Genomic DNA, 19,650 nt, shown 5'->3' with positions numbered 1-19,650 from the left:
TACCTGATTATGTATATTTTTGAAAGCATTACTTAGCTTATATATAGGTGCAAGAACTATTAGAATTGGAAGTAAATAAATGGTTGTACATCCGAGCTTTTCACCTGCATAATGATGAATATCACGATGGTGATAGCTACAGCGGATAGAACTACCCCTCCTTTCTGTAGTATCTTAATGCTACGGTTCTGCCAAGAGTTAGGAAGGAAGTGAGTAAATAAGGCAAAAAGCATGAGTATAAAGACGTACTTGTAAGCTATGAATACATCAGGAAGGACGGAAAGGTTAAACTTCGTTACCATCTGTTTAATCATTATCCACGCACTATCAAAGTCACGACAACGGAAGAGAATCCACGTGAAAGTTATTACGTGGAATGTTATTAGTACCGAGAAGAAACGACGAATGCCGCTTGGATGATAGTGGCGGTCGTGACGCATGATAGTTTGTGACCAGAACTTATGAATACATACGAGGGCACCATGGATAACTCCCCATAGAACGAAGTTAAGAGAAGCTCCATGCCAAAGACCACAAGCTGTCATAGCAATCATTTGATTGATGTACATGAAGAATGTTCCTCTTCGGTTTCCGCCTAAAGCTATATAAACATAGTCGCGAATCCATGTAGAGAGAGATATGTGCCAACGACGCCAGAAGTCGGTCATAGAATCAGCTTTGAGCGGTGCATTAAAGTTCATCGGTATTTCATAACCCATCAATAAGGCAATACCAATCGCCATATCTGAATAGCCCGAAAAGTCACAATAGATTTGAATCGTATAGCCATAAAGCCCCAACAATACCTCACCTCCAGAGAATAAGGTTGGATTATCAAAGATTCGATCTACAAAGTTCTGTGAGATATAATCTGAAATAACAGCTTTCTTGAACAGACCTATAATGATGAAGAATACACCACGCGCAAACATCTCTGGAGAGATGTGTAAAGGCTTACGAATCTGTGGACCAAAGTCGGTTGCACGTGTAATTGGTCCAGCTAACAACGTTGGGAAGAAACTAACATAGAAGGCATAGTCTAACAATGACTCCATGGGTTGTGCTTTCTTCCTATAAATATCAACTACGTAAGAGATCGTCTTGAAAGTATAGAAGCTAATGCCGACAGGTAAGAAGATATCCCATGGTTGGAAGTTTCCTCCTATCATCTGTGCGATAAGACCAGCAAAGAAGTTTGTGTACTTGAAGTATGCAAGTAAACCTAAATCAATGAGGAGACTCAAAATTAACCATAATCGTGGATACTTCCCACACGCTACACGTCGTGCAATATAGAAGTCGCTGACTGTTACAATTAGAAGTAGGAAGAAATAGAAGCCACTACTCTTATAGAAGAAATAGTAAGAGAAGAGCGTCACAAATAATAATCGTGCATCGACTTTCTTACGCAAGCAGAAATAAACAAGCATAAAGAAGAGGAAGATAAACAAGAAAGCCCCTGAAGAGAAGAGTAATGGCTCGTGAGGATTATAGAGTAAGATGTTAACAATCTTACTGAAATCTAGTGATGCGAAATAGGATAATATATCTTGAATCATTATAGTATAATACGTTGAATTACTGTTTATTTATAAGTTTCATCTTCCTTGCATAGTTGTTCTGTCCTGCTACTATTGACTTAAAGATGCGTGGTGCAACATATTTACCACCTTTATAGTTAATATGTACATAGTCCTTTGAACCCATATTCTTCTCATCAACAAGGCTCATCATCGTGCCAGGACCACCCATTGCTTTATAGAGACTATAGAAACCAACCTTACAGTCGGCCGCCATCTGGTCTTGATAACCAACAAGCATCTTAACTCCTTCCATAGTGCCATCAGGTGAAGACTTCGAACCTCGATCTGGCGCACCAACAACCAAGATACTGGTTGTTGGGAAGCACTTATGGAAGAGTTGGATAACCCGCTTCATGTTTGTAGCGTATGTTTGAAGTTCGTTAGCTTTAGATGCAGGGGTAATTGCATTAGCACCGAATTGAAATACAATAAGGTCGTATGGACGAATTTGAGCAAACTGACGAAGCATAGCCTCTGGGAGGTTAGCAAGTGTTTGTCCGCTTGAACCACGCATACTAAAGTTATCCAGTACGATACCACTATTCCCTTCTTGTGCTGTTGCAAAGAGGGTTGCATTAGAACCAGATATATCAATAGAAGCATGAGAAGTCGCTCCATTTAGTTTCACCACTTGGACATCAGATGAAGGGGCAACTTGCTCGGTGGCAGACTTACCTCCATCAATATGGAAAGTTACACTAGCACCATTCTTAGCACGTAGATAGAGTTGTGTACTAGTCCATTTCTCTGTTCGTGGATATTCGTGTGCCATAAAAGGAGCAAGCGTAATGTTTGCACGTCCAGAAAGAGGATAATAACGTTCAGCCATACCTGCTTGACGTACGTCGTAAGTATCTGGCTTCTTCACTAAGTGTTCTGTTAGTCCTGTGAACTTCTGCGTTGTTGTATGCTTGTACTGGTTAAGATCATTACCAGCATCTAACCATCCAACGCCTTCTCCACCATAATACTTCTGGAGTTCCTCACGTAAATCGGCTAAGAGGATATCACCTTCTATGAAAGAGTCGCCGAAGTAAGCTATGCGGACAGAGCGACCTAAGTTCTTCTTCTCCTTCAGTGCTGTTAATTGCTCATAGAAGTGATCCATACCACCTGGCTTACCTTCAGAATAGTCGACTATACGCTCTGTTCCCTTTGGCCATTGCTCTTTGAAGTTGATGAGCTTGCCATCCTTCTCTAACGCAAGCGTTGTAGAAGGAGCCTTTGGTGCAGGGATTACATCTTTCAATTCTTTCTTCTGTCGTGATAAGTCACCCAGAATATCTATCTCTCTTAACTCGGTATCCCCTATCTTGAATGTAGGTAAGAAATGAAGCAGCAAGAGAAAAACTACTACTAAGCACGTTAATAGTAGTGTTCTATGTGTGTTAGTTTTCATCTTAATTATCTTTTAATTAGGAGTTATCCTTACTTCCAGCATTATGCGTTCTCAGCGAAGTATTGATCCAATAGCTTAATACCTTTTTCTGTACAGATACCTCTTACGAATAACATAATCATAATGCGACTTAGTTCTGTGATATCATATCTTTTGAAGAGGAAGTTATTCATAACAAACTGCTCGGAAGCAAATGTGAGTTCACGAACAATCCCGTAGTTTACATTCTCAAGGAACAATCCTTCATTCTTACCTCTTTCGATAAACGCAACTATTTCAGCTTCCTTGTCATCATGTAATTTCCTCACATAGGTTAACAAGTTAGGATACTTCTGAAGGTCTTCAAAGAAAAGAGGATTAACCGTGATGAACTCTGCCGTACGTACTCTATAAATCTCCAGAATGATGTTGATAACATTCGTTCCAGGCTTATCGAACTCTAATAATTGCTGGCGTTCTACACTATCATGCTGCTGTAAAACTTCAAAGAGTAAGTCTTCCTTATTCTCATAAACCTCATATAGTGTACGTTTTGATATTCTCAAATCGTTGGCAATATCATCCATCTTTACTTGCTTTATGCCATGCTGATGAAACAGGGCTGTAGCAATTTGAAGGATTCTACCTTTCAGTTGCTGTCGATAGACAGTCTCATTACTTGTATTTTGCATTAATAGTTTCAATTTTCTGCAAAATTACAAAAAACTTTGGGAATGGTATCTGCTTTTTAGGTAGTTTTATTATCTTTGCGCCTACGTATAAAACAATTCACGACTTAATACATAAGATTAGATTATGGTCAAGGTAACAAAAGAGGCCGCTTTGGAATATCATCATAACGGTCGTCCAGGAAAGATTGAAGTAAAACCAACGAAGCCTTATAGCACCCAAACAGACTTGAGTTTGGCTTATTCACCAGGTGTTGCATATCCTTGTTTGGAAATACAGCAGAACCCCGATGACGTATATAAATACACCGCAAAAGGTAACTTAGTTGCTGTTATTAGTAATGGTACAGCCGTTCTTGGTTTAGGTAATATAGGTGCAATGAGTGGCAAACCTGTTATGGAAGGTAAAGGTTTGTTATTCAAGATATATGGTGGTATTGATGTATTCGATATAGAGGTTAACGAGCAAGACCCAGATAAGTTCTGCGAAGCTGTAGAGAAGATAGCACCAACCTTTGGCGGTATTAATCTCGAAGACATTAAGGCACCAGAGTGCTTTGCTATCGAGGAGCGATTGAAGCGTACACTAGATATCCCTGTAATGCACGACGACCAACACGGTACAGCAATCATCTCTGCTGCTGGTTTGAAGAACGCCTTAGAGGTAGCTGGTAAAGATATTAGCAAGATTAAACTCGTAGTGAATGGTGCTGGTGCTGCAGCTATTTCATGTACGAAGATGTATGTAGCACTCGGTGTAAAGAAAGAAAATGTTGTAATGCTCGACTCTAAGGGCGTTATTACTTCAGATCGCGAGAAGCTCACACCACAGAAAGCATTGTTTGCTACTGATCGCCGTGATGTCCACACATTGGAAGAAGCTATCAAAGGCGCTGATGTATTCGTTGGACTATCAAAGGGTAACATACTTTCACAGGATATGATTCGTTCTATGAACGAGAAACCTATCGTATTTGCTCTTGCCAATCCAGTACCAGAGATTTCATACGATGACGCTATTGCTGCTCGCCCAGACGTAATCATGTCAACAGGTCGATCAGATTATCCCAACCAAATTAACAATGTGATAGGCTTCCCTTATATCTTCCGTGGAGCATTGGACGTACATGCGAAGGCTATCAACGAAGAGATGAAGATGGCGGCTGTACATGCTATTGCCGACCTAGCTAAGCAAACGGTACCAGACGTTGTGAATGAGGTTTATCATGTAAACGACCTCACCTTTGGTCCTAAGTATTTCATCCCGAAGCCAGTCGACCCACGACTGATTACGGAAGTAAGTGCTGCCGTAGCTAAGGCTGCTATGGATAGCGGCGTAGCGCGCACGCCAATCAAGGACTTCGATGCCTACAAGCAGCACCTGCGCCAGATGTTAGGGCAAGAGACAAAGCTCACCCGCTCACTCCACGCAACAGCCGCTCAGCACCCACAGCGCATTGTCTTTGCCGAAGGTGGTCACCCCACCATGATGAAGGCAGCCGTACAAGCAAAGCAAGAGGGTATCTGTATTCCTATCCTTTTAGGCAACCAAGACCGCTTGAATCGTGTGGCAAATCGTCTGAAATTGGACATCAGTGACATAGAAATCATTGATATGCGTGCCGATAAGGAGCAAGGTCACCGCGCCACTTACGCTAAGCATTTAGCCGAGAAGCGTGCCCGTGAGGGATATACCTTCGAGGAGGCATACGATAAGATGTATGAGCGCAATTACTATGGTATGTCAATGGTTGAGAATGGTGATGCCGATGCATTTATTACGGGTCTATACACCAAATACAGCAATACGATTAAGGTTGCCAAGGAAGTTATCGGAATCCGTCCCGAGTATAAACACTTCGGAACAATGCATATTCTGAATACGAAGAAGGGTGTATTCTACATCGCAGATACCTTGATCAACCGCCATCCAGATAGTGATGTCTTAACAGATGTGGCACGTTTGGCAGCCCATTCCGTTAAGTTCTTCAACGATGAGCCAGCTATTGCAATGCTCTCATTCTCTAACTTCGGTTCAGATAATGGAGGCTCTCCAGAGCAGGTGCGTGAGGCTGTTGCAAAGTTGCAAGCCGAGTGTCCAGACCTCGCTATCGATGGTGAGATGCAAGTGAACTTCGCTTTGAACAAGGAGCTACGTGATGAGAAATTCCCATTCACACGCCTAAAAGGTAAGGATGTTAACACGCTCGTGTTCCCTGACTTGTCATCGGCTAATAGTGGTTACAAACTCCTGCAGGCGTTAAGCCCAGAGGCGGAAGTCATTGGTCCGATTCAGATGGGATTGAACAAGCCAATCCACTTTACTGACTTTGAGAGTTCCGTTCGTGACATAGTAAACATCACAGCGGTTGCCGCTATTGATGCATACGTGGAGAAATTGAAGAAGAATAAGTAATCTGTTTTCTATCACATATTCATAAAGCTCAGACTCACATAAGTCTGGGCTTTATTCGTTTAGTGCTATATACTGTTCATACGCTTTTAAATATTCCCCTAATAACCTACTCGCTTACTTGCAATCATATACTAAACCTATAGACTTAAACCCTGTGTGCGCGCTTTGTCTAATAGGTTTCCGCTTTCTTTCTCACCCGTTCCAGCATTCTTTCTCACGTGTTCCACCATCCTTTCTCATACGTCTTGCGTCTTTGTGTTCCGTGTCTTTTTTATTATCACCATGGTGATAATATTTCCTCACCACGGTGATAATATATTCTCACCACGGTGAAACTATTGTGTCACCATGGTGAAACTAACTTTATATACGTGTGTAAATGATGCGCAACACGTTAGAAAGAAATGGGGAACAGGTAAGAAAGAATGCTGGAACAGGTGTAAAACGATTCGCAAACAGGTGAGAAAAACTGGGCAAACCTGTTAGAACGAATCAGATATAATAAGTCTTCGGAAGATATTACTATGAGTTCACACTCGCAAGTTCTATTTCTTAGAAAGAAGATGAGCCTTATTCAGCCATAAGCCTACATAAGTTAGGAGTCCATTCAACATCAGTAGTTCGTAGCCAAACTTATATCCTGTAGCGTTAGAAACAATCATGTCTAAGGCAAAACATACGAGCGGACTGGCAATAGCGATAAATGGAACATAGCGATCATTCACCTCGCGTTTCGTTGAAAGACCAAAGGCGAAAAGACCTAAGAGAGGTCCGTAAGTGTAAGAGACGATTGTATAGACTGCATCTATCAGACTTGTGGAATTGACATAACGGAAGATGAGGATAAACAACACGAACACAACGGATACACCGAGGTGAGACCACTTGCGCAACCGCTCGTCCTTACGCTGGTTACAGATATCAACACAGAAGGTTGTGGTTAGGGCTGTAAGGGCAGAATCAGCACTGGAGAAACAGGCTGCGACAATACCAATCGTAAACAAAATAACTACCCAAGTACCTAATTGACCGCCTGCTATGACTTGTAACATCAAATCGTCCGATACTGCTGGGAGAGATTGCCCCACCCGTTGGTAATACATCATCAATAAGATTCCCAGGGCTAAGAACAGGAGATTGACGGGGGCGAATGCAAAGCCATAACTGCACATATCCTTTTGTGCCTCCCGCAAAGTCTTACAGGTAAGATTCTTTTGCATCATGTCCTGATCAAGTCCAGTCATCACAATGACGATGAAGATACCGCTAAGGAACTGCTTCCAGAAGTTCTGTGTTGATACCCAATCATCTAATACGAAGATGCGCGAATGGCTATCTGCTGCAATGGCTTGCACGGCTTGAGGGAGATTCAATCCGAGTACATCCATCACCTTATATATTATGAGCAACAGAGCAAGAAGCATACAAAGTGTTTGAAATGTATCGGTCAATACAAGGGTGCGTATTCCGCCCCTCCGTGTATAGAGCCATATCAATGCAACCAACACCACAACGGTTATGGGAAACGGAATGGCGTATTTGTTGAGAACGAATTGCTGGAGTATCATGCAGACTACATAGAAGCGAACAGCAGCACTTGCCATCTTTGACAAGAGGAAGAAGGCTGCGCCCGTCTTGTAACTCCTATTGCCGAGGCGCGTTTGCAAATAAGTATAGATGGTTGTCAGGCGTAGACGATAATAAACGGGTAATAGCAGATAAGCCACGACGAAGTAACCTACGATAAAGCCCAAACAGGTTTGCATGTAGGTCATATCACTCGTGAGCGTCATGCCTGGTACACTTACAAATGTTACGCCCGAGATACTAGCGCCTATCATACCAAACGCCACCAAATACCATGGAGACTTACCATTAGCACGAAAGAAAGTCTCGTTATCGGCTTTGCGCCCTGTAAGTAGACTGATTAGTAAGAGTATGCAGAAGTAGACTGCAATCGTAACAATTATAATCATGATGTAGATAAAATGAGGAGATTAGTTCCCGTGTATTCTGTTTATTTGATTCTAGCAACACGAATACCGATATTCGATGGTCGTGATGTCATATACTGATAGAAAGTTTCGGTAGGCTCCACCACTCTATTGCCGTTCTTCTTAAGACTGGAGGCATTCATGAGATGGAGTCCATCATCATGCCAAACGGCAAAGCCGAGATGAGTTGTATCGAGTTCCCGCTTGTTAGTCACGATAGCTATGATGTCGCCATCATGGATAACCTCTCGCAACTCGTTGTTATTATTCAGTAAGGCTGTAGGGATATAGCGCACCTTTGTTCCGTTACTAGCATCTTCTAATTTCTTGAGTTCAGCCACACGCCTCGGGTTATTCTTTAGCATATCATACGCCTTTGCGTTAAGGCTCATATAGTTTATTTTCAATGTTTGTACCGCTGTAAAAGGTGGGTTAGGCGTGTTGATCTCTTTGACAAATCCCATGCGCACATTGTCCTCCAACCACCAATGGAAATAGTGGAGACGGTTCACGTAGCTCATCTTACCACCACGATAACGAATCAATTCTAGTTGATGTACGTAATCAGAGAACTTATGCTTGCCTCGCTCAGCACATAGCGTTAGAGCCGCCACAGCCTCAACATAGGTGGTGCAATCTAAGCCATGTAAATTGACGACAAGCCTTTCCTCATCATTCTTATCCAACGTATGCGCAACATAAGGAACACCTATAAACTTGCGGGCTATCGTGAGGATAAGCTCCTCATGTGATAGACTATGCCTTTGTGCCACCATATCCCGTAAGATACCACATACCAACGCACTGTCTGCTTTAGAATAAGAATCAATATAAGCAGGTAAGGCGTCTTTGTCCGCATGATGTTCGACACTTACTGAACTATCTTCTATCTTTTCAGCCACTCCCCCCTGCTGTTTATGCTTATTTTCTATTGTCTTAGCTCCACACGCAGTCAATGTCATGAGGAACAGCCCTATTATGCTATACTTCTGTTTCATCACTTATTCTTTCTGTTCTTGATAACCTTCCTTCTTTTTCGCCTTCCTCTTTCCAAAGTTAAAGCCTACATAGAGATTGACACTACCAAAGAAGTTATTTGTTGAGAAGTTGCTGCGCCGATAGTTATAGGCATGGAATATCATGCTCATACCAGCGTACCACTTACTATTGTTCCATACTAACCCGAATCTTCCAATACCGTCTATATTGATATTACTGAACTTGAAGTCGCTGAATGAGAAACGCTCGTGGGGCAAATCACCCGAGCTCTGCTTATAAGCTAAGGCAACGGACAACGAACTAGCAAGAAGCCAGTTGTGAGCAAAGACCCAGTTGTAAGCATAACCTCCACTGACGGAGACATCCGTGTACTTGATCTTATCGAACATCAAGGTGCTATCCACTTTAACATGATTCCCTAATCTACAGCTTACTAGGTCGGCTAGTTCCTTCCAATTGGCTTCCAATGTATGCCTTGTGTATCCGATGCCCAACAATGGACTACCAGCCGAGCGACGCTGTATGGTGCTCTGGCTGAATGCTGCGGGATATGAGAAGCGTCTATGATTGAAGATATAATAGAGATTAAAGCCTCTAATACTCGACGTTAAGCCGTCGTAACCAGTCCCCCTTATGGGATCAGTGTTGATACCTTCACCCAGATAGAGCTGCCGTATCTTATAATCGTTGCCAGTTCTCCGATAATAGATATCAATGCCTAACATAGAACTATACAGACTCAAATCATATTCCTGCCTGCGTTTATCATTGCTTTTCTGCAATAAGTGAGTTATATCAACGGTATAGCCAAGAAATATCCAACGCCACCCGAAATAAGGTCCGATACGGATGTTAGCTTCTGGTGCAAAGGTAATGCTTTGCCCTTTATCGCTCGCTATACGATACACCTCGTAAGTGTTCGTATTCTGCAACATTGTTGTGAAGTTATATCGCTGTGGCTCAATATAGCTTGTGTCTATGTCATTGAACTTATAGCCAGTCTTTCTCTTCTTATGGTATTCCGTCTTATTCCTATAAGCACTAGAATCTACTCGCATCCAGCGTATCGTGTCAAGTGTGTGTTCCAGGTTACCAACTGCCCTTGTAGAAGTATGTGCATTCGCTATCCCTATTCCCATGAAGAACAAGAGGAATGATAACATAACACAACGATTAATAAGCAGATTCATTGATAACACGGATTTGAATAATATGTAAATATAGTAAGGCTTCTATATCTTACCAAGAATACGATCTATCACCCAGTTTGTTGGGGTCGCACTGATACTTGTACAATCGCAGGAACCATATCCCTGCATATCTTCTATGACGGACTTAATGATTGGTAACTGAACGTAAGGCGGATTGGCTACTTCTATATCCTTTTCGCCCTCACTTGTACATAGGTGGATGGGCGTGTATGTATAGACGGAGAACGACAGACGTCCCTTTGTCCTATAAACCTCAATATGATCCTCACGCGCACTCTCATGGGCAACAAAGCACCAAGCACCGCTGCCAGTGAGACCATTCTCGAAACGGAAAACAGCATTTACTGTGTCTTCAACATCATAAAGTCCAGCTCGGTTAGCTGTATAACCATGTGCCTTAACAATAATACCAAAGAAGTTCTGAAGCAAGTCTAACTGGTGAGGAGCTAAGTCATAAAAGTATCCACCACCAGAGATATTCGATTGTAATCGCCACGGATGTTGCACATTGCTCTTATAATCCAGATCACGCGGTGGGACGGCAAAGCGTACTTGCACGGTTAGGATATTCCCGATTGTACCATTATCTATAATCTCCTTTACCTTTTGGAAGTACGGGAGATAACGGCGGTAATAAGCAACGAAACAAGGGACGTTAGTCTGTTCAGAAATACGGTTGATGCGAACACAATCCTCGTAAGACGCAGCTAGTGGCTTCTCTATGTAACAGGGCTTACCAGCACGCATTGCCATAATAGCAAATGTGGCATGGGCAGAAGGTGGCGTTGCAATATATACCGCATTCACGTCTGGATCATCAACCAACTCCTGCGCATCTGTATACCATTTTCTAATATTATGGCGTTCGGCATAAGAACGTGCCTTCAGTTCGCTACGACTGAAGACTGCTACTACATGTGAGCCCATAACCTCATTAAACGCTGGACCAGACTTCTTCTCCGTGACTTCACCACATCCTATAAATCCCCAATTGATTTGCTTCATTGCTCTTAGTTTTACTGCAAAATTACTAAAAAACTATCAACTACCAGTCCTAGCTCTTAAGTTTTTAGTATCTTTGCAACAAGAAAGATACACTCATCACATATAAATCAGAATGATAATTAAGAAATCAGAATTCACTATATCATCGCCGAGTCTAGCCAAATGTCCTGATGATACAAAGGCAGAATATGCGTTTATAGGGCGGTCTAACGTAGGCAAATCAAGTCTTATTAATATGTTATGCAACCATAAAGGCTTGGCAAAGACATCGGCTAAGCCTGGTAAGACTTTACTCATCAACCACTTCATCATTAATAATGAATGGTATTTGGTTGACCTCCCTGGCTATGGTTATGCAAAGAACTCTAAGACGGTGCGTAACAAGCTGGAGCAGATGATAGCGCAATACATTCTACAGCGCAAACAACTCGTCAATGTGTTTGTTCTCATTGATATTCGCCATGAGCAGCAGAAGATAGACCGTGAGTTTGTTGATTGGTTGGGAGAGAGCAACGTCCCCTTCTCTATTATCTTCACTAAAGCTGATAAGCTATCACCTGCAAAGGCTAAGTCTAACGCATTGCTATGGATGAAAAAGCTGCAAGACAGATGGGAAGTATTACCTCCTTACTTTATCACCTCGTCAGAAGACAAGACTGGGCGGGATGAGGTACTCGATTACATAGACCAGATAAACGCAACACTGGAATAACCCCCAAACACATGGCACAGATACCTTACCTTGATGTCCAAAACCTGACCAAGAGCTTTGGAGCACAAGTTCTATTCAAAGATATTTCATTCTCAATAGCAGAAGGTCAACACGTCGGGTTGGTCGCACAGAATGGCACGGGGAAGTCTACCCTACTTTCTATCCTAACGGGAAAAGAGAGTCATGACGCAGGTTCTATTATCTATCGTAATGACTTACGTGTAGGATTCTTAGAGCAAAGTCCCAAGTTCGACCCAGAGGAAAGCGTGTTAGACGCCTGCTTTAATCATGAAGGGAACCCAGAGAGAATATTAAAGGCTAAGCAGATTCTCACAATGCTAAAGCTCACCGACCTATACCAGCCAATGGGGCAATTAAGCGGAGGTCAGCAGAAGCGTGTAGCATTAGCTAATGTCTTGATATTAGAGCCCGACTTCCTCATACTAGATGAGCCAACCAACCACCTAGACCTAGAGATGATAGAATGGCTTGAGGGCTATCTGTCGCGTGGTAATAAGACAATTTTCATGGTTACACACGACCGCTATTTCCTTGACAACGTGTGTAACACGATACTCGAACTAGACAATAAGACCATCTACACCTATCGTGGCAATTATTCCTATTATCTAGAGAAACGCCAGGAGCGTATCGACAACACACGCGCCGAAATAGCACGTGCCAATAATCTCTATCGTACGGAATTGGAGTGGATGCGCCGCATGCCACAAGCACGTGGTCACAAAGCGCGTTATCGTGAAGAGGCTTTCTATGAGTTAGAAGCTAAGGCAAAGCAACGCATAGAAGAGCGACAAGTAAGACTAAAGTCTTCTAACGTTTATATAGGTAGTAAGATCTTCGAATGCCAATATGTATCTAAGAAGTTTGATGAGAAGGTTATCCTCAACGACTTCTATTATAACTTTGCCCGCTTTGAGAAGATGGGTATCGTGGGTAACAATGGCACAGGAAAGTCCACGTTTGTCAAGATGCTTCTTGGTAAGGTTGCTCCAGATAGCGGACGATTCGACATAGGAGAGACCGTGCGTTTCGGTTACTTCTCACAGGATGGACTAAAGTTCCGAGACGATCAGAAGGTTATTGACATCATCACCGATATAGCCGATTACATTGACATGGGCGGCGGAAAGCACATGACTGCTTCTCAATTCCTGAACTACTTTCTCTTCTCACCTGAAGAGCAGCATAACTATGTGTACAAGCTCTCGGGAGGCGAGAAACGCAAGCTGTATCTCTGCACGGTACTTATGAAGAACCCGAACTTCCTCGTATTGGATGAGCCAACTAACGACCTTGATATACAAACCTTGCAAATACTTGAGGAGTATCTACAAGACTTCCCGGGTTGTGTTATCGTTGTTTCGCATGACAGATATTTCATGGATAAAGTCGTAGACCATCTGCTTGTCTTCAAAGGCGAGGGCGAAATACAAGACTTCCCAGGCAATTACACGCAATATCGTGATTACCAAAAGATGAAGTCTAAGGAGGAGAATCTGCAAAAGCCTATAAAGAAACCGACGAATAATGAGCCTAAGAGCAATAACTCCCACAACGAAAAGCGCAAGATGACCTTTAAGGAGAAGTGGGAATATGAGTAGCTTACGGAGAAAATTAGTGTGTTAGAAGAGGAGCGTAAGCAGCTAGAAGAGGAATTATGCTCGGGTAAATTATCCGTAGATGAGCTGACAGAGAAGAGTAAACGCCTACCATTACTAAAGGATGAGCTAGATGAACTCGAGCTGAGATGGCTTGAATTATCAGAGTTAGCATAGTCACAACTCGGCTGTAGTCTCTTAGTTCTCAGACAGATGAGGGTGTGTCAAAATAGACACATCCTCTCTTTTTATTTCTAAAACTTACTCTATCCACAAAAAGGGTCAACAGTTCTTATCAAAACAGTCGACTGATTTTCAAAAATAGTCGACTAATTTTTAAAAATAGTCGACTGTTTTTTCAGAAAGAGTTGACTGTTTTCTCAGAAAGGGTTGACCTTTTCCACAGAAAAGGTTGACCTTTTTCACAAAAAGGGTTGACCTTTTTCACAAAAAGGGTTGACCTTTTTCACAAAAAGGGTTGACCTTTTCCACAAAAAGGATTAACCATTTTCACGAAAAGGGTTGACCATTTTCACGAAAAAGGGTTGACCATTTCTTTAAAAAAGAGGATATGTCCATTTTGACACACCCCCATATTTGATTAGAAATGACGTCATATTTCTGACAATACGCTATAAGCGAGCTAGAGAAGTACCTATAGAATACGAGAAGAGCCCCGTCTGATATACAGAAGAGGCTCTTATGTTTCTTAATCCTATGAGGAGATAGAGAGAGGGATGGATTATATCAAATTGAATACTTCGCTAGGTGTCTTACGCTTCAACACGTCAAGCATGAAATCTTTTCCTGCTATAATTCCCTTGTCGCGCAACACAGACTTTATCGTCTTCTTAGCTAATTCGGGATGATTGTTCTCATCACTCAAGTGGCAAAGCCAAACATGACGTAAGCAAGGTGAGGCATTATCTACCAAAGCATTCGCACATGCTTCATTACTGAGGTGACCATTCGGTCCACCGATACGTTCCTTCAGGTGGGGAGGGTAAGGGCCAGAGGCAAGTTTCCCCGGTTCGTGGTTGGCTTCAATTACCAGATAATTAGAGATAGAAACGTAATGAGCTATGTCGTCGGTTATATGTCCGCAATCGGTTACTAACGTGAAGCATATATCATCATGCCTAATAGAATAGCCTACACAGTCACTGCTGTCATGGGGAACAGTGAACGGAGTAACATAAAACTCGCCGATCTGTACCTCCTCATTCTTTACTAATTCGCGTGCAAGTTCATGGTCAATCTTACGTCGAACACACCAGTTCCGACTAATCCCAGCATGAACCTCACTTGTTGTATATACGGGTAATCGCAGGTCACCGCTTATTGATCCAACAGACTTTACGTGGTCGGCATGGTCATGTGTAATGAGAATGTTATGTACCATTTGCATTTGTAGCCCGTAGTTATGAAATGACTTTTTAAGAGAGCGAACACCAACGCCACAATCAATCATAAGACAATCTGTATCCGTATAAAGCAAATAGCAATTACCACTACTACCACTACCAAAAGATAGAAATCTCAACATTATTTCCTTAGTTTTAGGCAAATGTAACAAAAGTATTTTAATAGACAAAGCCTATTATCACCTTTGGCGACCATTAGCCTAGTATTTATGAATAATTAATTATCCTGTTTACTCTACATATTGTTAGAACGGGAGGCCAACGGCAAAATGGAAAGTGAAGTCACGTTTAAGATTGGGGTGCCACAGGGTATAATGCTCGGCAGTAGTTGTGTATGCTGGGTTGATAGCCTTCATACCACCATCGAGACGCAACACAAAGTAGTCGAAGTTCAACCTTAATCCCAGTCCGTAGGCTACGGCGATCTGCTTGTAGAAGTCCCAGAAATGGAATTGACCTCCCGGCTGATTGGCGTAATCACGCAGTGTCCATATATTACCAGCATCGATAAATGCTGCGCCATCGAACTTCCAGAATAGATGCGTGCGATATTCAGCATTAAGATCTAACTTCATATCTCCCGTTTGATTAATAAAGTCTATCCTACCATCAACGCCTCTAAACTTACCTGGGCCTAGCTCTCTGACGCTCCAGCCTCGTACGGAATTAGCTCCTCCGGAGAAATACCGCTTCTCAAAAGGTAGTATCGTACTGTTACCATACGGATAAGCAATACCCAATCCCCCATGTAGAACTAATGTATTACGCCCATCGAAACGTAATATCTGCGTGTAGTCAAAGTCGAACTTAGCATACTGTGCATAAGCAATGTTAAATAAGGTACGTTTACCCAGACTGTTCTCTTTGAACTTAAAGAGCCCACCAAGCCCATTCAGGATGTTACCAGCGAGCTCTATCCTACCTCGGAAAGCGTGACTACGGCTGCTATAATTGATACCAAAGCCTGTGCGAACAATAAACAAATCTTGATAATTGTATCTGAGAATTGCATTGCGGGTCGTAGCATTATCGAGATAGTTGTGCTTAAACGTCTCGCTTATCCACGGCATATATACGTAACTGAGATTTAAGAGATCGAAGTCATACGTGAGATGGTGTGGGATATTCATCCAATGATACTTCCATGCACCATTGAAGACTCGGCGATGGAACTCCGGTCGGTTCTGGAGATTCCAACTAACAGCTACCTCTGTGGTAGCATTACTACGTCGTCTAAACTCCTTCGATGTGAAAGGCGACAAGAGACGTGGAAACTGAAGACGTGCTTGCACACTATACTCTTCATAGTTGCTGTTCTTATATCCCTCCAGTCCCTTGATGGCTTCAAAGGCTGAACGGAACTCTAAGCTCAAGTGCTCGCTGCCACGGAAGAGGTTTCGGTTTTGATAGGATAATACCACAGCAGCACCTAGGTCGCCCGCTGTATTCGTACCTTCTGGCTGAAAGGATATCGTATTGGGCTTATTGTTAGATACCATGATATCAGCATCCAAATAGTGTGTGGACGACTTTGTAACCGAGTGCCCAATGACCAGACTATCATAGCGTGGAACCTCACGGAAGTTTATGTTTGTGTAGTGTACAGCCCCTAGCCGAGAGAAGTTATTATACGTGTTTTGTAGGTCTGTAGCCGAGAAGTACTTACCTTTTTCTATGGCGGTATTGTCTTCTAATACGCTCTTGCGGAGATGGAATCCGGTAGAATCACTAGGTATGAAGTTAACATTATTAATGATATATCGAGGGTGCAAAGTTCGTGTTGTATCACTATTCTCCACATACTTCATCAAGTGCAACGTGACACTGACATGCTGCTTTCCTCTTATCGAATCAGCCGAATAATAAATAAAGTCCTTATGAAAACGATAGAAGCCTGAATCATTCAGGATATGTGTAAGACGTTTACGCTCATCATCAAGAGAGGTAACTGTAAACTGTCTAGGACGCTTTATGTCAAACTTAAGATGATTGGCTAGCACTTTCGCTACAACTGAATCTTGAATATCATACTTGAAGTCATCAATTATGTATGGTTCCCCAAAGTGCAAGTTGTAGATAACCGTAAGTTTCTTGCCTCTTACCTTCTTATCTATATCTACTGTAGCATTCATATAACCCATGTTTCGCATGGCTGTAGTTAAATCTTCACAGGATAATCGTGCCTGTAACGTGTCATATACAACAGGCTTCTCTCCCATCTTGCGCAATGTTCTATTGATCCATCTCGTAGAATCTTTACCCGACATCGCATAAGTTCCGAGCGGAACCTTAAATAATGAGAACCAACGTGAGTTGCCCTTCTGATGCACGTATTGCATCAATAGAGATTGATCCACATCCTTGTTGTCTGAATGTAGCTTTACCTTATCTAGTAGGTATTGATCATCTGGAATAAACTTATCTGATGAACAAGCCACTGTCGTCAATACAATAAGGAGTGCTACAATGAGTGAAGATGTATATGTGTGTAATTTAGAAAATAACATTGCTATTGTGAATTTATCCTTTAGCTTCGCCGTTATTCCTAACACATATAAGAAAGTTGTGTCAGAAATTGCGGCAAAGATACTAAAAAGTTAAGAGTAATAGATACTGCGTGCTGTTTTTTTTGTATTTTTGCAACGTGATTTCTAAGAATAAAATAAAACTTATCCGTTCTCTTGAAACGAAGAAAGGACGAGAGAAAGTAGGGCTATTTGTTGCAGAAGGACCAAAGGTTGTTAAGGACTTGTTGCAGGCGGGCTTCATAGCAAAAGAAGTTTTTGAGGATATAGAAGACATTAAGAAGATATCTTTTCTACAACATCCACAATCTATGCTCGGTGTCTTTCATTTACCTACTAATAGATTCAAAGAACTATCTATGAATCAACTCGTCCTAGCTCTTGATGGTGTACAAGACCCAGGAAATCTAGGAACAATCATCCGAGTGGCTGATTGGTTTGGCATTAAAGATATCTTTTGTTCATTAGACACAGCCGATTGCTGGAATCCGAAAGTAGTTCAGGCTACAATGGGGAGTATAGCAAGAGTGCAGTTACACTATGTGGATTTAAATAAGATGGTTGAATCTTTACCTGCCGATTATCCTATATATGCTACTCTACTGGATGGTGAGAATATCTATAAACAAGAACTATCACACCATGGTATGATTGTGATGGGTAATGAAGGCAAAGGTATTTCACCTTTACTCCGTACAAAGATTAATCGCAAATTATATATCCCAAGCTATTCCTCAGATGGTAACACCGCAGAGTCATTGAATGTTGCAATTGCAACATCTATAGTCTGTGCTGAATTTAGAAGAAGATAAAACGATAAGATTACTTTCATCATGTAAACTACACATTCATGAAAGTAATCTTATTCCTCATTAATAAACTCTAGGACCAAAAATAGCTGTACCGACACGCACCATGGTTGAATGGCATTCAACGGCTATTGGATAATCATGGCTCATGCCCCATGAACGCTCTTTAAATTCGGGATCATCAGAGAAATAAGATGCCTTTAGCTCATCAAATAAATTGGAAGCAAATGTCATCTCTTTACGTATTTGCTCTTGATCTTCAACATTAGAAGCCATCATCATCAATCCAGATATATGCACATTCTTTAGTCCTCGCCACTCGCCATTCTTCAAAAACTCACGACAAGCGTCAGGAGTAAAACCATATTTACTATCCTCCTCCGCAATATGCAACTCTAAGAGAACATTGATGACTCTATTATGCTTTGCAGCTTGCTTGTTTATCTCCTTCAAAAGCTTGACAGTATCTACAGCTTCTATCATTGATATATAAGGAGCAATGTACTTTACCTTATTTGTCTGCAAGTGTCCAATGAAGTGCCATTCGATATCTTTGGGAAGACTCTGGACCTTGCCAGCCAACTCTTGTTCGTGACTTTCCCCAAAGATACGCTGCCCTTCACGATAAGCGACCTCGATATACTCTTTAGGATGAAACTTACTGATAGCAACCAATTTCACTCCATCAGGAAGCGTATCGAGTACTTCATGTAAATTCTTTGCGACATCAAACATAATTATAAGCCTTTACCTTTTAATTATATTATTGTTCGAACTCTGGCTTATTCTCTGCTTCATTATTTTTATCTGCACGATGCTCAAAGACATCCATAATCTTTGTTTCTGTGATAGCTGCTATTTCATAATCAATCATAGTACCCCCCATCACTTCGTCTACATGCTTAACAGCTCCATTGACAGAATGTGCTTGAACAAGATAAGTAACAGAAGAACGTTTCTCTTTCTCTGTCTTCTCATCAATAGTAATAAAAGCTAGACGAGCTTTAAACCACTTATCATCCGTATCGATATCACTAAAGAATATCTCGCCGTATGCTGCTGGTGCAATTGCTTTTACATCAAACTCACCGCTTACATAATGTGACATCTCTTCGGTAATAAACTCCTCTGCCTCTGAAAAGCTGAAAGCATCAACGACATATTGCTCAATCACTTTCTTATTCTGACCATCCTCCATGGTTTTATCATATCTCACTCTTGTTTCAAACCATGTACTAGTTCTACTTCTCATACCTTTAATTATTTAGATTATACATTCCCCATCA

The 19,650-nt window shown here is 41.8% G+C and carries 14 protein-coding genes and 1 pseudogene; 4 read left to right on the top strand and 11 right to left on the bottom strand.

Translation table 11 applies throughout. The features are described 5' to 3' along the window. Positions 1-59: 59 nt before the first annotated feature. Genes D464_RS0101020 through D464_RS0101010 form a run of 3 tightly spaced genes read right to left on the bottom strand, consistent with a single transcriptional unit; the run spans position 60 to position 3,653 of the window. The gene (locus tag D464_RS0101020; protein WP_018909760.1) at positions 60-1,559 is read right to left on the bottom strand and encodes an MBOAT family O-acyltransferase; all 1,500 of its coding nucleotides are present in this window, start codon (positions 1,557-1,559) and stop codon (positions 60-62) included. Between the two features lie 19 nt (positions 1,560-1,578). Then, positions 1,579-2,982: an SGNH/GDSL hydrolase family protein gene (locus D464_RS0101015; RefSeq protein WP_018909759.1), complete on the bottom strand. Its 1,404-nt coding sequence runs from the start codon at positions 2,980-2,982 to the stop codon at positions 1,579-1,581. 41 nt (positions 2,983-3,023) lie between these two features. Next, entirely contained in the window at positions 3,024-3,653 is a 630-nt protein-coding gene (locus tag D464_RS0101010) for a TetR/AcrR family transcriptional regulator (RefSeq protein WP_018909758.1), read from the bottom strand. Positions 3,654-3,777: 124 nt separating this feature from the next. Between D464_RS0101010 and D464_RS0101005 the strand changes: the two genes are divergently transcribed. Next, entirely contained in the window at positions 3,778-6,066 is a 2,289-nt protein-coding gene (locus tag D464_RS0101005) for an NADP-dependent malic enzyme (protein ID WP_018909757.1), read from the top strand. Between the two features lie 545 nt (positions 6,067-6,611). On the opposite strand, the gene D464_RS0101000 is transcribed toward D464_RS0101005, so the two are convergent. Genes D464_RS0101000 through D464_RS0100985 form a run of 4 tightly spaced genes read right to left on the bottom strand, consistent with a single transcriptional unit; the run spans position 6,612 to position 11,275 of the window. Further along, positions 6,612-8,042 (bottom strand): sodium:solute symporter, encoded by a 1,431-nt coding sequence (locus D464_RS0101000; RefSeq protein WP_018909756.1) that lies wholly within the window; start codon positions 8,040-8,042, stop codon positions 6,612-6,614. Between the two features lie 41 nt (positions 8,043-8,083). Then, entirely contained in the window at positions 8,084-9,058 is a 975-nt protein-coding gene (locus tag D464_RS0100995) for an N-acetylmuramoyl-L-alanine amidase-like domain-containing protein (protein ID WP_018909755.1), read from the bottom strand. Positions 9,059-9,061: 3 nt separating this feature from the next. Next, positions 9,062-10,249 (bottom strand): DUF4421 domain-containing protein, encoded by a 1,188-nt coding sequence (locus D464_RS0100990; RefSeq protein ID WP_018909754.1) that lies wholly within the window; start codon positions 10,247-10,249, stop codon positions 9,062-9,064. Positions 10,250-10,291: 42 nt separating this feature from the next. Beyond that, a complete protein-coding gene (locus D464_RS0100985; protein WP_018909753.1) occupies positions 10,292-11,275 on the bottom strand; it encodes a Gfo/Idh/MocA family protein in 984 nt (327 codons plus the stop codon). Positions 11,276-11,387: 112 nt separating this feature from the next. Here D464_RS0100985 and yihA point away from each other — a divergent pair, with 112 nt between their 5' ends. Continuing rightward, positions 11,388-11,987, top strand: coding sequence for a ribosome biogenesis GTP-binding protein YihA/YsxC (gene yihA, locus D464_RS0100980; protein ID WP_018909752.1), 600 nt, complete (start codon positions 11,388-11,390; stop codon positions 11,985-11,987). Positions 11,988-11,998: 11 nt separating this feature from the next. Further along, positions 11,999-13,783 (top strand): annotated as a pseudogene (abc-f, locus tag D464_RS12380) (ribosomal protection-like ABC-F family protein). A 565-nt stretch (positions 13,784-14,348) separates the two neighbouring features. On the opposite strand, the gene D464_RS0100970 reads toward abc-f, so the two are convergent. Both D464_RS0100970 and tamL read right to left on the bottom strand, forming a co-directional pair. Continuing rightward, entirely contained in the window at positions 14,349-15,152 is an 804-nt protein-coding gene (locus D464_RS0100970; RefSeq protein ID WP_018909751.1) for an MBL fold metallo-hydrolase, read from the bottom strand. A gap of 123 nt (positions 15,153-15,275) precedes the next feature. Beyond that, on the bottom strand, positions 15,276-17,537 hold the full coding sequence (gene tamL, locus D464_RS0100965) for a translocation and assembly module lipoprotein TamL (RefSeq protein ID WP_026284596.1): 2,262 nt from the start codon (positions 17,535-17,537) through the stop codon (positions 15,276-15,278). Positions 17,538-17,674: 137 nt separating this feature from the next. Between tamL and D464_RS0100960 the strand changes: the two genes are divergently transcribed. Then, positions 17,675-18,367, top strand: a complete 693-nt coding sequence (locus D464_RS0100960; protein ID WP_018909749.1) for an RNA methyltransferase — start codon at positions 17,675-17,677, stop codon at positions 18,365-18,367. 60 nt (positions 18,368-18,427) lie between these two features. Here D464_RS0100960 and D464_RS0100955 read toward each other — a convergent pair whose 3' ends face one another. Both D464_RS0100955 and D464_RS0100950 read right to left on the bottom strand, forming a co-directional pair. Then, positions 18,428-19,099, bottom strand: coding sequence for a YggS family pyridoxal phosphate-dependent enzyme (locus D464_RS0100955; RefSeq protein WP_018909748.1), 672 nt, complete (start codon positions 19,097-19,099; stop codon positions 18,428-18,430). A gap of 28 nt (positions 19,100-19,127) precedes the next feature. Beyond that, positions 19,128-19,616 carry a DUF4494 domain-containing protein gene (locus tag D464_RS0100950; protein ID WP_018909747.1) on the bottom strand — a complete coding sequence of 163 codons (489 nt, stop codon included), beginning with the start codon at positions 19,614-19,616 and terminating at the stop codon, positions 19,128-19,130. Between the last annotated feature and the right edge of the window lie 34 nt (positions 19,617-19,650).

Origin of the sequence: Prevotella veroralis DSM 19559 = JCM 6290 (assembly GCF_000377625.1) — a bacterium.
Lineage (GTDB): Bacteria > Bacteroidota > Bacteroidia > Bacteroidales > Bacteroidaceae > Prevotella > Prevotella veroralis.
The sequence above is the reverse complement of the archived record's forward strand: the minus strand, read 5'-3'. Positions and strand labels throughout refer to the sequence as shown.